The 14,193-nt window shown below is 41.4% G+C and carries 11 protein-coding genes and 1 tRNA gene; 1 reads left to right on the top strand and 11 read right to left on the bottom strand.

Annotated elements, in window-relative coordinates; genetic code table 11:
• Window positions 1–82: 82 nt before the first annotated feature.
• The 3 genes from DW862_RS23130 to DW862_RS23120 all read right to left on the bottom strand — a co-directional run bounded on the left by DW862_RS23130 (window position 83) and on the right by DW862_RS23120 (window position 3,667).
• Window positions 83–1,300 carry a bifunctional 3,4-dihydroxy-2-butanone-4-phosphate synthase/GTP cyclohydrolase II gene (locus tag DW862_RS23130; protein WP_004309056.1) on the bottom strand — a complete coding sequence of 406 codons (1,218 nt, stop codon included), beginning with the start codon at window positions 1,298–1,300 and terminating at the stop codon, window positions 83–85.
• Window positions 1,301–1,305: 5 nt separating this feature from the next.
• Complete coding sequence (locus DW862_RS23125; protein ID WP_087319085.1) at window positions 1,306–3,204, bottom strand: LptF/LptG family permease; 1,899 nt, start codon at window positions 3,202–3,204, stop codon at window positions 1,306–1,308.
• Window positions 3,205–3,280: 76 nt separating this feature from the next.
• Entirely contained in the window at window positions 3,281–3,667 is a 387-nt protein-coding gene (locus tag DW862_RS23120) for an START-like domain-containing protein (RefSeq protein WP_004299081.1), read from the bottom strand.
• A gap of 224 nt (window positions 3,668–3,891) precedes the next feature.
• Here DW862_RS23120 and DW862_RS23115 point away from each other — a divergent pair.
• A tRNA-Met gene (locus DW862_RS23115) sits at window positions 3,892–3,965 on the top strand.
• Window positions 3,966–4,201: 236 nt separating this feature from the next.
• Here the strand turns inward: DW862_RS23115 and guaA are convergent.
• The 8 genes from guaA to DW862_RS26800 form a co-directional block, all read right to left on the bottom strand.
• Window positions 4,202–5,509, bottom strand: coding sequence for a glutamine-hydrolyzing GMP synthase (guaA, locus tag DW862_RS23110; RefSeq protein ID WP_004314576.1), 1,308 nt, complete (start codon window positions 5,507–5,509; stop codon window positions 4,202–4,204).
• A gap of 226 nt (window positions 5,510–5,735) precedes the next feature.
• On the bottom strand, window positions 5,736–7,175 hold the full coding sequence (locus DW862_RS23105; protein ID WP_004312964.1) for an ATP-binding protein: 1,440 nt from the start codon (window positions 7,173–7,175) through the stop codon (window positions 5,736–5,738).
• A 19-nt stretch (window positions 7,176–7,194) separates the two neighbouring features.
• Entirely contained in the window at window positions 7,195–8,325 is a 1,131-nt protein-coding gene (locus DW862_RS23100; RefSeq protein WP_120070748.1) for a sensor protein KdpD, read from the bottom strand.
• Between the two features lie 83 nt (window positions 8,326–8,408).
• On the bottom strand, window positions 8,409–9,173 hold the full coding sequence (locus DW862_RS23095) for a hypothetical protein (RefSeq protein ID WP_074705922.1): 765 nt from the start codon (window positions 9,171–9,173) through the stop codon (window positions 8,409–8,411).
• A gap of 121 nt (window positions 9,174–9,294) precedes the next feature.
• Window positions 9,295–9,867, bottom strand: a complete 573-nt coding sequence (locus DW862_RS23090) for a K(+)-transporting ATPase subunit C (RefSeq protein WP_004312961.1) — start codon at window positions 9,865–9,867, stop codon at window positions 9,295–9,297.
• Between the two features lie 16 nt (window positions 9,868–9,883).
• Window positions 9,884–11,917, bottom strand: a complete 2,034-nt coding sequence (gene kdpB / locus DW862_RS23085) for a potassium-transporting ATPase subunit KdpB (RefSeq protein WP_120070744.1) — start codon at window positions 11,915–11,917, stop codon at window positions 9,884–9,886.
• A gap of 18 nt (window positions 11,918–11,935) precedes the next feature.
• The gene (gene kdpA / locus DW862_RS23080; protein ID WP_008025316.1) at window positions 11,936–13,642 is read right to left on the bottom strand and encodes a potassium-transporting ATPase subunit KdpA; all 1,707 of its coding nucleotides are present in this window, start codon (window positions 13,640–13,642) and stop codon (window positions 11,936–11,938) included.
• A 31-nt stretch (window positions 13,643–13,673) separates the two neighbouring features.
• Window positions 13,674–13,754, bottom strand: a complete 81-nt coding sequence (locus tag DW862_RS26800) for a potassium-transporting ATPase subunit F (protein ID WP_073343870.1) — start codon at window positions 13,752–13,754, stop codon at window positions 13,674–13,676.
• Window positions 13,755–14,193 lie beyond the last annotated feature (439 nt).

The following is a 14,193-nucleotide window of genomic DNA, read 5'->3' as shown; positions in this document are numbered from 1 at the left end:
TTTGTATCTATTTTATTGTTGTTGAGTGAAAATCGTTGCAAAATAAGCGATAATATTTGATATATGAAAACAAATTGGCAATTTACTTATTAAAATGTAAAGTATGCCCCATTCTTTCTTTCTTTGTTCTCAAGTATCGTTCATTATACGGATTAGGAACTGTTTCAACAGGTACATTTTCTACTATCTCCAATCCGTATGCTTCCAAACCAACACGTTTCACCGGATTATTTGTCAAAAGTCTCATTTTGTGTACTCCCAGTTCACGAAGGATTTGTGCGCCTACTCCGTAATCACGCTCATCGGCAAGGTGTCCCAAACAAATATTCGCGTCAACGGTATCCATACCGTCTTCCTGCAACTTATATGCTTTCATCTTTTCCATCAGACCGATGCCACGTCCTTCCTGATTGAGGTAAACCACCACGCCTTTTCCTTCTTTTTCGATCATTTCCATCGCTTTATGCAGTTGCTCGCCACAGTCACAACGTTGTGAGCCAAGGATATCTCCAGTAGCGCAAGAGGAATGGACGCGTACCAAGATCGGTTCGTCTTCACTCCATGTTCCTTTAAATATAGCCATGTGCTCCAATCCGTTTGATTTCTGGCGGAAAGGAATCAGACGGAACTTTCCGTGTTCGGTAGGCATATTTACTTCTACTCCTTTTTCTACAATGGATTCCTGTTTCAGGCGATAAACGATCAGGTCATGGATAGAAATCAGCTTCAGTCCGTGTTCGTCTGCCATCTGACGGAGTTCGGGCAAACGTGCCATTGTTCCGTCTTCACTCATGATTTCCATCAAGGCACCTGCGGGGTAAAGTCCTGCCAGACGAGCCATATCAATCGTAGCTTCTGTATGTCCGGCACGGCGAAGTACTCCTTTTTCTTGCGCGTACAACGGATTGATGTGTCCGGGACGCCCGAAAGTAGCCGGTGTAGAAGTCGGATCGGCCAACGCCTGAATAGTAGCGGCACGGTCGGAAGCGGAAACACCTGTTGTACAGCCTTCCAATTTGTCAATAGTAACCGTAAAAGGAGTTCCCAACACGGAAGTATTATCACTTACCTGATGCGGTAAATCCAACTCCTTGCAACGAGACACTGTGACAGGTGCACAAAGTACGCCACGTGCATGTTTCAACATGAAATTTACTTTTTCGGGAGTTATCTTTTCAGCTGCAATAATCAAGTCGCCTTCGTTTTCGCGGTCTTCATCATCCACTACTATGACAAACTTGCCTTCTTTAAAGTCGGCAATCGCATCTTCTATTCTATCCATTTTAATAGTCTCTTTCATAACACTTATTTATTGATTTTCTGTATGATGAATTGAATTTGTTCATTGTTCTTTATAATCCGTTCCATATCCTTAGCCAGACGAACGCGGAACGCCCAGATGCGGAAATAGAAAAATAAACCGATAGGGAAAATGACTCCGGCCACCAGATTCAACCAATATATATGGAACGGGCGCACATGAGCAGAAACGGAAATAACCGGATAATTGTTTAATGCACCGATCAAAGTGGCAGATTTCGTATTGGACATTTCTTCAACCAACGCTTCCAGCTTTTCATTGATTGCCATCACCTCGTTATCATCCTCACTCGCCATCCACAACTTAAAGTAATTCGGTGCTTTTTCCAATCGTTTCCTGGCGGCATACGCTTTACACTCTGCCGAAAGTTGTTCCAAATCACCCGTCAGACGTGCGTAATCAGGATCATGAATAATCACTTCTTTCTTAAATATATGACGTACACTACGAATTCCCACAATCTTTTTAAACCAGTTGATATAAGCATCTGCATTAAGCACCACAGAGTCTTTATTCGATTTATAAGTAAGGAAGACTCCTAACGGGGCAAGGACTGCGCTACTTGTCCACATCCCCATCCAAACAATCCACTTACCGTCGCGGGCCATTTTATATCCTGTATTATCAATGATATAATAAATGATAAACACCAACACTGATACGATGACCGGCATTCCCAGACCTCCTTTGCGGATAATACCGCCCAACGGAGCTCCGATAAAGAAGAACAGCAGACAAGAAAGTGAAATTGTTATCTTCTTATGCCATTCCGTCTTATGTTTTCGAATACTATAATCATTGTTCTCCATCGTGAATTTCTTGAACCCAAGATCGTTAGCCACGTTCTCCGCACGACTGACAGCAGAAGAAATCACCTTCTGTTTCTGCGTTAAAGAGGCTACTTCGTAAAGACTATCTACATTATATTCATAAATATCCGCCTTTTCTATTTTGATCGTATCTTCTTTTGTCAATCCATAAGAAGGACGGAAATTTCCTTCTGCCACTTCCCTGTAATACTGTCGTCCGATACTATCTCCCACAACCGTCATCGAGTCAATGGAACTCTGCAACTGTGCCATGTCCTTAGCACTGGACTGCTTACCCATAATCTCACCATCAACCATATTGAAATCGGAATTAAACTCAATAATGGTATGTTTTTCCCTGAATTCCTCGCGTCGATAAGGTACATTCTCCGATTTCATACTTTGAGCTTTCAGATTCTCAAATAAATCTCCGCTATACAAATGCAGCCAAAGATGCTGTTTATCCGCGGTCATCTCCAAACGCCCGGAATCAGCATATATAATACGTGCTTTCTCAAAGCCATCTTTCATACTATAAATCAGCACATCATATAGCATACCGGTCTTCCGGTTCTTCTTAGCTACCTTTAAATTATAGTCCTTGATTTCAGAATAGAATACTCCTTCCGGAATGTCCAACTCCGGAGATTTTTGTTTCATCGAAAGGATCAGGGTTCCCAATTTAGCCTGGGCGATAGGACCTACTACATTTTGGAAATAGAATGAGACACCGACAAGTCCGCAAACGAAGAAAGCAAGCGGACGCATGATTTTAAGGAGAGAAATACCTGCGGCTTTCATCGCAAGCAATTCATAACGCTCGCCAAAGTTACCGAAAGTAATCAAAGAAGCCAGTAGCACTGCCAATGGCAACGATACCGGCACTAATGTTAACGCGGAATAAAAGAAGAATTGAGCCATTACGCTCATCTCCAATCCCTTTCCGACCAATTCGTCTACATATCTCCACAGGAACTGCATCATGAATATGAACAGACAGATGAAGAATGTACCAATAAAGAGCATCAAAAAACTCTTTACGATGAATATATCTAATTTCTTTATGCGTAGCATCTTAATAGGTTCGTGCAATTAGGATGCAAAATTAGCACAAAAAAAGGAGCATCGAAAATTTTTAGTTGAAAGTTAACTAAAAACCACAAGTTCTTCTTAATTTAGCTACTTGTGACTCCCACAATTCTTTCATATCATCCACTTCATCCGGCTCTGCGAAATCAGTAATTTCCAGCACATAATCACTAGTCAGCTCATTATAAGTCATCTTGATTTCAAAATAATCGCGTTCGTTTTCATCATCCTGCCAACGGAAGCGGATAAAAGAGAAAGAGCGAATGGCAATAATCTCTGCTTTCCTCTGTTCTGTCTTCCCCCAATGAAACTCTACTATTTTATCGTCAGAAATAACTTTGTCGGCAAACCAGTCCTCCAACCCGGTCGGTGTACTAATAGCTCCCCAAAGAATATTTTTAGACGTTGCATTCAACAAATACTCCAAATGAATCTTTTCCTTTTTCATAGCAATTTCGAATTGTTTTTACGTGTGCCAAGATAAATACTTTTTTCTAAATACATCGCATAAATCAGACACTTTATTTAATTATTCTTTCATTATCGGACCTCAAACTCCCTGTTTATAGGGAAAATCAAAACCCTTCTTAAAGAAAAAACACAAAAAAGTTATGAATTGTTTTGGAGATTATAAAAAATCATCTATCTTTGCACCCGCAATCGAGAAACGATGGCGGGATAGCTCAGCTGGTTAGAGCGCATGATTCATAATCATGAGGTCCCCGGTTCAATCCCGGGTCCCGCTACTTGATAAGAATAAGGCATTTGAGAGGCTTCCACTCTTGGGTGCCTTTTTCTTTTATACATCAATTGGTGCCGGTTTACACGGCTCAGTTTACACTATGGTTTACACCAACGCAAATCATATATCAATCAGATTAAACATCTGTCAAATTCAATGTGGCAAGGTTCAACATATTAAAAAAAATAGCCTCAACTTACAAAAAATTGAGGCTATCGAAATATCACTTAAAAAGTCTCTCTATTCCCATTCTATAGTCGCATTAGGTTTCGGAGACATATCATAACAAACGCGATTTACATTCTTCACTTCTTTCAGTATACGGTCTGTTATCTTCATCAGGATAGGCCATTCTATCGGTTCGATAGTAGCCGTCATAGCATCTACCGTGTTGACAGCGCGAATAATCACCGGCCAATCAAAAGAACGGGCATTATCACGTACACCAACAGATTTAAAATCGGGTACTACTGTAAAGTATTGCCATACCTTTTTATCCAATCCGGCAATCTGAAACTCTTCACGCAAAATAGCATCGGACTCACGTACAGCCTCCAAACGGTCACGCGTTATAGCACCTAAACAACGTACGCCCAAACCTGGACCAGGGAAAGGTTGACGGTAAACCATCTCATAAGGCAATCCCAACTCCAAGCCACAAGCACGAACTTCATCTTTAAATAATTGGCGCAACGGCTCCACAAGCTCGAACTTAAGGTCTTCAGGCAGCCCACCTACATTATGGTGAGACTTCACCATTTTAGCAGTTTTCGTTCCACTTTCCACAATATCCGGATAAATAGTCCCTTGCCCCAAGAAGTCAATACCATTCAGCTTACGTGCTTCTTCTTCGAACACACGAATAAACTCACCACCAATAATTTTACGTTTCTGTTCCGGATCTTCCACACCTGCCAGTTTATTCAAGAAACGATCGGTTACATCTACATAAATAAGATTTGCTTTCAACTGGTTGCTGAATACCTCAACCACATCTTCAGACTCTCCCTTACGCATCAAACCATGATTAACATGTACGCAAACCAGATTGTTACCAATTGCCTTCAGAAGTAAAGCTGCTACCACAGAGCTATCAACTCCACCCGACAGAGCCAACAATACTTTCTTATCGCCCACCTGACGCTTAATCAACTCTATCTGATCATTGACAAAGTTCTTCATGTTCCAGTTAGCTTCAGCTTTACAAACATCGAAAACAAATGATTTCACTGCCGCCTTTATAGCCTCAATATCATCCGCAAATTCTGCCAACTTCACTTCACAAGTTGCTTTATCGTGACCTGCAGCCATGACGGGAATCCCCAAAGTATAGATAGCTGGATTTACATCAATAGCAACGCCATCAATTACATTATTCGGTCCACCATTAATTATAATACCCTTTACATTGGGCAATGCTTTCAGTTCTTCCACTGTGATATCGTGAGGATAAATCTCACTATAAACTCCTAATGCACGGATGGCGCGAGCCAACACCGTATTCTCATGACTACCCAAGTCAAGGATAACAATCATATCCTGCTTCATCTGATTTTGGTTGTTTTTTAAGTTATTGTATTGTTTATTATTCACTATCGTTTCCAAACGGTCTGCAAATATAAAGATTTTTAGAGAGACTATAATACATTGATTCTCTAAAGTTTCAGAACAGAGTCGCGTTTTTTTGCTGTTATAGTATTCAATTCAACAAAGAATTAAAACAACATAGGAAGTAGATAGCAATAACCCAATTCTTTCATAGACTCCTTCAAAACTACGCCTTCAACCGCATCACAAACCGACTCCCCTTACCCAATTCGCTCTCTACCGTCAGCGTACCGCCATGAGCTTCCACAAAATCCTTGGAAATAGATAATCCCAAACCACTACCTTGCACTTTCGTTCCGGGTACACGGAAATAGCGGTCAAAGATACTTTTGTGATAACGCGGGTCAATGCCTTTGCCAAAGTCTTGGACATACAATTCAATCCAGTTTTCATCCTGTTTGGCACCAATAACCACATGCCCGTTTTCTTTTGAATAACGAATAGCGTTACTTAACAGATTCGTCAATACCCAAGCAATCTTCTCGCTGTCGACAAACAGTTTACCGATTTTCTCCTCCGGATACTCCACTTCTATCTGAATATTAAACTTATCCGCTTGCACCTGATTAGCTTTGATCGCATACTCAATCAATTCAATCGGTTTGGTGATCTTCGGCATCAACTGTAATTTACCAGCTTCCACCTGCGTCATGTTAAGCAATTCTCCGGTGATACTTAACAAACGTTCGCTATTCTCCTTGATACTCTTTGAAAGCTGTTCCTGCTCATCATTCAGCGCACCGACACGCTTATCCTCAAGCAGTTGTAGACTCATCATAATAGCAGCAATCGGAGTTTTCAATTCATGAGAGATCGTTGAAATAAATGTAGTCTTGGCAGAATCCAGTTCTTTGAATTCCGTGATATTCTTAAGTAAAATGACATCACCCAGTTTGCGAGGTTCCCCTTTTTCAGCCTCCGTATTAATGATCGGGACATAAGAGACCTTAAAATAACTTTCCTTATTATCCGCATAAATTTTTAAAGCCTCTTTCTGATCGCTTGGCGTCACCAACTCACGAATTAGTCGACGGAGCAGGTCATTCTTCAAAGAAAGTTCCTCTGCCGATTTACGAATCACATTCTCCCGTTTCATATTCAGAATACTTAAGGCTTCATCATTGATAAACAAAACCTCACGTTCTGTATTCAGACCGATAATCGGGTCGTTAATACTGTTAACAATAGCTTCTATAAACTTTTTAGCAGAAAGAATATCCGACAAAGTACTGGCACGATATTCAGTCAAACGCTCCGCCATCCGGTTGAAACTGTCAGCCACTTCACGGAACTCTTCATTGTCACTCATGTCGAGACGCTTCTCATAGTTATGATTGGCTATTTCAAGAATTCCTTCTTTCAGCTCCTTAATCGGCTTGCTGATAGAACGAGGCAACCAATAAAGCAATATCAGTCCGGTCAAGATACAGATTCCCCCTGTTATGGAGATCCATAGCAATGCACGTTCCAAGGCAGGCATAGCAGCAGGACTATCAGGCTCTGTCGCAGTCAGAGTTTGAAGATTCACTACTGAAAGTGTTACCAACAAAATAATCATTCCTGCCAACATCCCAATGCCAAGAATCAGTTTCGTTTTAATATTCATAACGTTCATACGATTAATATTATGCAAGTATAATCAAATCTACATTAGCTTGCGACAAATTATTTAAAAACTTTCTATATTCCAGTATAGAACAAATAGCGTACGGTAGCCTCAAATTAGGAGTTCCCATACACACTGTCGATATCTGTTTCTCTTTACAAACCTTGACGATGCTCCCCAAAATGTCTTTCGACTGCACCTGGACAACTTCTCCCCCAAGTTCCGCCACCAGTTTAAAATGATTCAACAAATACCGTTGACTGGCCAAATCAATTCGATCCATACTCTCTCTCGGAGTCTGAACATACAAAGCTATAAAAGTTGTATTATACCGGGTTGCCAACTTTGCCGCCTTTCTGATAATTCGCCGGGGTGTTTTCTCGTGACTACTGATACAAGCCATAAACTTCTCATGCCGAAGTCCGACGGCTACTCCCATCATCACTTCATTCTCCACCTTTTTTTCTACCCGCAACGCCACTTCCTTTAGAGCCAACTCACGCAATTGAAGAATATTCTCGGTTCTAAAGAAATTATCCAATGCTGTCTGAATCTTTTCCGGACGATAGATCTTTCCCGCTTTCAAACGGGCAATCAGTTCTTCTGCCGTCAAGTCAATATTCACCACCTCATCCGCTTCCTGAAGCACACTGTCGGGCACTCGTTCTTTCACTTCAATCCCCGTAATCTCCTGCACTTCTTCATTCACGCTTTCGATGTGCTGAATATTGATTGCCGAAATCACATTGATTCCTTCATCCAACAATGTCATTACATCTTGCCAACGTTTCTCATTCAGACTTCCTTCCACATTGGTATGTGCCAATTCATCCACTATCACAATTTCGGGATGAAGGCGAATAATAGAATCTAAATCCATTTCTTCCAATTCCTTTCCCTTATAGAAGATTTTACGTCGCGGAATGACAGGAAGTCCTTCTAGCATCCCTTCCGTCCCGACACGTCCATGAGTCTCGATATAGCCGATTTTCACGTCCACACCATTTTCCAACAGTTCATGTGCCTCCTGAAGCATACGATATGACTTTCCCACACCGGCTATCATACCGATATAGACCTTAAACTTACCTCGCTGAGATCTCTTTATCAGATCCAGAAAATGCTGTACACTTTGTTCTCTATCATCCATTATGTTGCTCTGTTATTTTAAACATCCTAACCCGTAGCAATCATCACGATCACCACGGGTTCACAAAAATTCATGAGTTTATTTTATGGCCTTAAAGTTACGCCAAATACTAGATGGGCATCCTCCAAACGCGGATTCCATATAGCTTGCACAAATATAGGCAATGAAAACTTATCATTAAAATTGATAGCTTTCGTTGCTTTCAAAGCAAGGTTCGTCACTGCAAAACCATTCACATTATACTGCGGAGTTTCATAAGGAACCACTCCACAGGTAGCATTCAAGTCTACCCCTTTTACGCTGAACGGATAATTCAGTTCTACGTAAGAAGAATATGCCTGTTTTTCTTCCCCCTTGTCAGTCATCTTTCTGTCAGCACCGGCAAACATGGTATACCATGCAATAGACAACGGGAATTTTTCAACAGGAAGCGTATAAGCTAATCCTGCTTCAAAATGATGTCCGGTGTCGCCACTCTTAAAATGGAAATAATCATTTGTTAGTTCTCCATTGGCTACATCAGCTTGTCCGTTCCACCAAAGACTGGCTACTGAAAGTGTCGGTCCTGCTTCACCAAACTTATAAGCTGCAGTGAGGTCAATTTCTTTATTACTCTCACTCAAACTGGTTGATCCCCATGCAGTAAGTGAGAAATTACCTACGCTAAATCCCAAAGTCGGTTGAAAAGAAGCGGCACCCCCCTGATAAATACCACGCCATACATACGAACTTACCAAATCACCTTGTATAGTAAACTCTTGTGCTTGTGCATTGCCAGTTCCCAACATACATACGGCCGCTACAGCCATTGTTCCTAAAATACTCTTTTTACTAAAAAAACTTTTCATACTTCTTATCTAATTCTATTTTATGTTCCTGTAAAAAAGCAGCGCCCCATCCCCCCCTGTTTATTTGAACCGCTGGTATCACCCAAACGATTCGGACAGGAACGCTGCTCCTGATCTTCATCTACTTATTACTTTCTTCAAGAGCTATATTCAATTTCAGCACATTCACCTTTTCTGTTCCCAACAATCCCAGGAACGGTTTTTCGATGCTTTTATCAACAATCGCTCTTACTTGTTCTTCTGTTAATCCGCGTGCTTGTGCCACTCTCTTCACTTGTACGTATGCACATTGGGGAGTAATATCAGGATCCAGCCCCGAAGCACTGGCTGTAACCATTTCGGCAGGCACATCCGCACGGTCTAAATAAGGATGATGTACAAGGAAAGTATCAATACGCGCTTTCACTTCATCCAGATATTCCTGATTCGTAGGACCTTTATTACTACCTGCAGAACTCGTAGCATCATATCCGTCACCGGCAGAAGACGGGCGTCCCCAGAAATAAATATCTTTTGTAAACATCTGACCCACATTGGCTGCCCCCACTACTTTTCCATCCAGCGTAGCTACCTCGGCATTTCCCTTATTAGGACCTGCAACCTGCGCAAACAACCACAAGATAAGGATATAGAACACGGAGAAAAAGACACAAAAAGCAAGTGTTATTTTTAATGACTTCAATAAAGTTTTCATTGCTATTGTTTTTTAATTAAAAGAATAAACCTACCAATAAATCTATCAACTTGATTCCCACAAAAGGAACAATCACACCACCCAAACCATAGATCAACAGATTACGGCGAAGTAAAGCACTCGCACCTATCGGTTTGTATTGCACGCCACGCAAAGCCAGCGGAATCAGAATCGGAATAATAATCGCATTAAAAATGACCGCTGAAAGAATGGCGCTTTCAGGACTATGCAGATGCATGATATTCAGAGCTGCCAATTCGGGAATAGCGACCATAAACAAGGCAGGAACAATTGCGAAATATTTTGCAACGTCATTGGCGATAGAGAAAGTGGTCAGTGTACCGCGTGTCATCAGCAATTGTTTACCGATTTCCACAATCTCGATCAGTTTCGTCGGATCGTTATCCAGATCGACCATATTACCGGCTTCCTTCGCAGCCTGTGTACCACTATTCATGGCTACACCTACATTAGCTTGTGCCAGAGCAGGAGCATCGTTCGTTCCGTCTCCCATCATTGCAACCAATTTACCAGCCTGCTGTTCCTTCTTGATATATTCCATCTTATCTTCCGGTTTAGCTTCAGCGATAAAATCATCCACACCGGCTTTTTCGGCAATATATTTTGCAGTTAACGGGTTATCTCCTGTCACCATGACCGTCTTCACTCCCATCTTACGCAGACGTTCGAAACGTTCCTGAATACCTGGTTTGATAATATCCTGTAACTCAATGACACCGGTCACTTTCTTGTTTACACATACTACCAACGGCGTACCACCATTACTGGAGATAGAAGAGATGACCTCTTCCACTTCTTTCGGGAATTCATTTCCTGCACCTTCCACCATCTTACGGATAGCGTCGAAAGCACCTTTACGAATTTGCGTTCCATCTGCCAGGTCTACTCCCGAACATTTGGTTTCAGCCGTAAATTTAATCATACGCGCTCCTGTTGTATTCAGGTTACGCATACGGATGCCCGACTCGCGTCCCAGTTCTACGATAGATTTACCTTCCGGCGTTTCATCGGACAAGGAAGACAACAGACAAGTCTCTACAAAATCGTGCAAATTGACACCCGGAGCCGTATGGAAATGAGTTGCTTTACGGTTACCGATGGTGATAGTACCTGTTTTATCCAGCAACAACGTATCAATATCACCGGCAGTCTCTACCGCTTTACCAGATTTAGTAATCACGTTGGCACGGAGCGCGCGGTCCATACCGGCAATACCGATAGCAGAAAGAAGTCCACCGATAGTTGTCGGAATCAGACACACAAACAAAGAAATAAGCGAAGCAATAGTGATGACCGTATTACTATAGTCGGCAAACGGTTTCAAGGTAACACACACAATGACAAAAACAAGCGTAAAACCTGCCAACAGAATAGTCAACGCAATCTCGTTCGGGGTTTTCTGACGGGAAGCACCTTCCACCAATGCAATCATCTTATCAAGAAAACTTTCTCCCGGTTGAGTAGTCACCATTACTTTTATATGATCGGACAATACCTTCGTGCCACCCGTTACGGAACTCTTGTCGCCACCTGCCTCACGAATAACCGGAGCAGACTCGCCGGTGATAGCACTTTCATCAATAGAAGCCAAGCCTTCAATAATCTCACCATCGGAAGGAATCACGTCTCCCGCCTCACAAACAAACACATCTCCTTTCTTCAACTGCGAAGAACTGACGGTAACAATTTTATTGCCTTCCACTTTCTTTGCCGGTGTCTCTTCACGAGTCTTACGCAAGCTGTCGGCCTGTGCTTTACCACGTGCTTCGGCAATAGCTTCGGCAAAATTGGCAAACAACAAGGTTACAAACAGAATGATAAACACGGCAATATTGTAAGCAAACGAACCTTGTGAAGAATTTACAATAGAGTAGAGCGTTACGAGTAGCATGACCACTGTAGCCACTTCTACTGTAAACATAATCGGGTTCTTTATCATCATCCGCGGGTTCAGTTTCACGAATGACTGTTTCAAACTTTCTATAACTTGCTCCTTTGGAAACAAAGAAGCTGATTTATTATCTTTCATATCTTCTCTAATTCAGTATTACAAACTTAAATGTTCAGCAATTGTACTCAATGCATGTACCGGGAAGAACGACAGCGCAGCAATAATGAAGATAACCACAAATGTCATGACTCCGAAAGTCAATGTATCGGTCTTCAATGTGCCGGCACTTTCCGGAATGAATTTCTTCTGTGCCAGTAATCCGGCAATGGCAACCTGCCCGATGATAGGAATAAAACGGCTCAAAATCAGAACAATACCACACGTATAATTCCAGAAATAAGTATTATCTCCCAAACCTTCAAAACCGGAACCGTTATTGGCGGCACAAGAAGTGTACTCATAAAGTTGCTCACTTAAACCGTGGAATCCCAAGTTGTTCAACCATCCACCTTCACTTTCCACAAAATCAGGATGGTACACATAAATATAACTTGAGAGTGCTGTAAATACCAAAATGACAAACGGATGAAGCAGAGCTACAATCGTAGCGATTTTCATTTCGCGGGCTTCCACTTTCTTGCCGAGAAATTCCGGCGTACGTCCTACCATCAAACCGCTGATAAACACTGTAATGATAATAAATGTATAGTAATTCATCCATCCTACACCTACACCGCCAAACCAAGTGTTAATCTGCATATTCAGCATCTCCATCATTCCGGACAGCGGCATAGTAGAATCATGCATACCATTCACAGAACCATTAGAGGTTACAGTAGTTACAATACTCCATAATGCTGTTGCTCCGGCTCCCAAACGAACCTCTTTACCTTCCATCGCACCATTATCCTGCGCAATTCCCAATTCATCAATGCGTGGATTACCGCCCATTTCCTGACTGACATTAATACATACGCCTACTAGAAAAGCGAAAAGCATTACTCCGAATATACTGTAAGCCAACTTCTTTCTGCGAGTATAGAAACCCAGCGCAAGTACCATCGCCATCGGGATAATCAGGATAGACCAACATTCTACCATATTAGTAAGATAAGTCGGGTTTTCCAACGGATGAGAAGAGTTTACACCAAAGTAACCACCACCATTTGTACCCAATTGTTTGATAGGAACAATCGCAGCCGTAGGACCTTGAGAAACCATTTGTTCCTGGCCTTCCATCGTAGTTACCTTCATCTTACCGTCAAATCCCATCGGAGTTCCCTGGAGAATCAGGATAAAACCTACAATCAGAGAAAGAGGCAATAAAATACGTGTACAGCTTATTACCAGAAATTGCCAGAAGTTACCAATTGTTTTGGTTGTTTTTGCAGCAATACTCTTCATAATACCTGCCATAGCAGCCATACCTGTTGCTGCGGTAATAAACTGGAAAAGCATGATGACGAACAGTTGAGTAAAATAAGTCAGTCCGCTTTCACCGCTATAGTGCTGCAAGTTACAGTTCACCATAAAACTGATACAGGTATTGAATGCCTGATCCGGAGTCTGCGGTCCGTTGCCGTCCGGATTTAAGGGCAACCATCCTTGTGAAACCAAGAGTACCATTCCCCAGAAAAACCAGAAAGCATTCAAAATCAACAATGCTTTCAGGAATTGTTTCCAGTTCATTTCTTCATTGGGGTCGATTCCACAAACTTTATAAATGACTCTTTCGATAGGAGCCATAAAATCAGACCAGGTCTTTTCTCCTCTGTAGACCTTGGCAATGTATTTTCCCAGTGGATAAGCCAGAATCACCATCAAGGCTATCTGAACAACCACGCCTAAAATTTCTATATTCATATACTTTTTACCTTAAACTGTGTGTGTTACTTTAAAACTTTTCGGGTTTGACGAGCACGTACATCAAATAACCGAAGATCGCAATACCTAATACGAATAATGCTGTGTACATAATCAATTCTCCTTTTTCTTTAAATATTCTCAAACCAGTCTACACATTTCCAAAATAGCCAGAAACAAGCGAAACCGCTTAACAAGCAGAAAATAAATGATAGTGTTATTCCCATGTTTTTACCTTTTAAATGATTAATAATCCTAATTATTTGCCATAAGTAATGCTAAAGGTATGCCAGAAAAAGAGAAAAGTAAGTAAGCTATTGATTTTCAAAACAATAAAAAAGAACTAAAAAGAATAACAAACGGAAAACACCCTACCATTTTGAAATGGATTATGCTATTATGAAAAACAATATAATAGAGAGGTGAAAATAAAAAAGAGTAGTAAAAGAGGAAATACAAGTATACCAAAATACCATTGATAAATCAAAAAAACAGAAATTTTGCAAAGTACCAAACAACAGAAAGCCCCTTGATTCGTTGCTGAATCAAGG

The organism is Bacteroides sp. AM37-9, assembly GCF_003603455.1.
Lineage (GTDB): Bacteria > Bacteroidota > Bacteroidia > Bacteroidales > Bacteroidaceae > Bacteroides > Bacteroides xylanisolvens.
This window is presented reverse-complemented; position numbering and strand designations above follow the sequence as displayed.

Excerpts from the sequence above, each read along its gene's own strand:
- DW862_RS23130 (WP_004309056.1), bottom strand. The coding sequence starts at position 1,300 with ATGAAAGAGACTATTAAAATGGATAGAATAGAAGATGCGATTGCCGAC.
- DW862_RS23125 (WP_087319085.1), bottom strand. The coding sequence starts at position 3,204 with ATGCTACGCATAAAGAAATTAGATATATTCATCGTAAAGAGTTTTTTG.
- DW862_RS23120 (WP_004299081.1), bottom strand. The coding sequence starts at position 3,667 with ATGAAAAAGGAAAAGATTCATTTGGAGTATTTGTTGAATGCAACGTCT.
- guaA (WP_004314576.1), bottom strand. The coding sequence starts at position 5,509 with ATGAAGCAGGATATGATTGTTATCCTTGACTTGGGTAGTCATGAGAAT.
- DW862_RS23105 (WP_004312964.1), bottom strand. The coding sequence starts at position 7,175 with ATGAATATTAAAACGAAACTGATTCTTGGCATTGGGATGTTGGCAGGA.
- DW862_RS23100 (WP_120070748.1), bottom strand. The coding sequence starts at position 8,325 with ATGGATGATAGAGAACAAAGTGTACAGCATTTTCTGGATCTGATAAAG.
- DW862_RS23095 (WP_074705922.1), bottom strand. The coding sequence starts at position 9,173 with ATGAAAAGTTTTTTTAGTAAAAAGAGTATTTTAGGAACAATGGCTGTA.
- DW862_RS23090 (WP_004312961.1), bottom strand. The coding sequence starts at position 9,867 with ATGAAAACTTTATTGAAGTCATTAAAAATAACACTTGCTTTTTGTGTC.
- kdpB (WP_120070744.1), bottom strand. The coding sequence starts at position 11,917 with ATGAAAGATAATAAATCAGCTTCTTTGTTTCCAAAGGAGCAAGTTATA.
- kdpA (WP_008025316.1), bottom strand. The coding sequence starts at position 13,642 with ATGAATATAGAAATTTTAGGCGTGGTTGTTCAGATAGCCTTGATGGTG.
- DW862_RS26800 (WP_073343870.1), bottom strand. The coding sequence starts at position 13,754 with ATGTACACAGCATTATTCGTATTAGGTATTGCGATCTTCGGTTATTTG.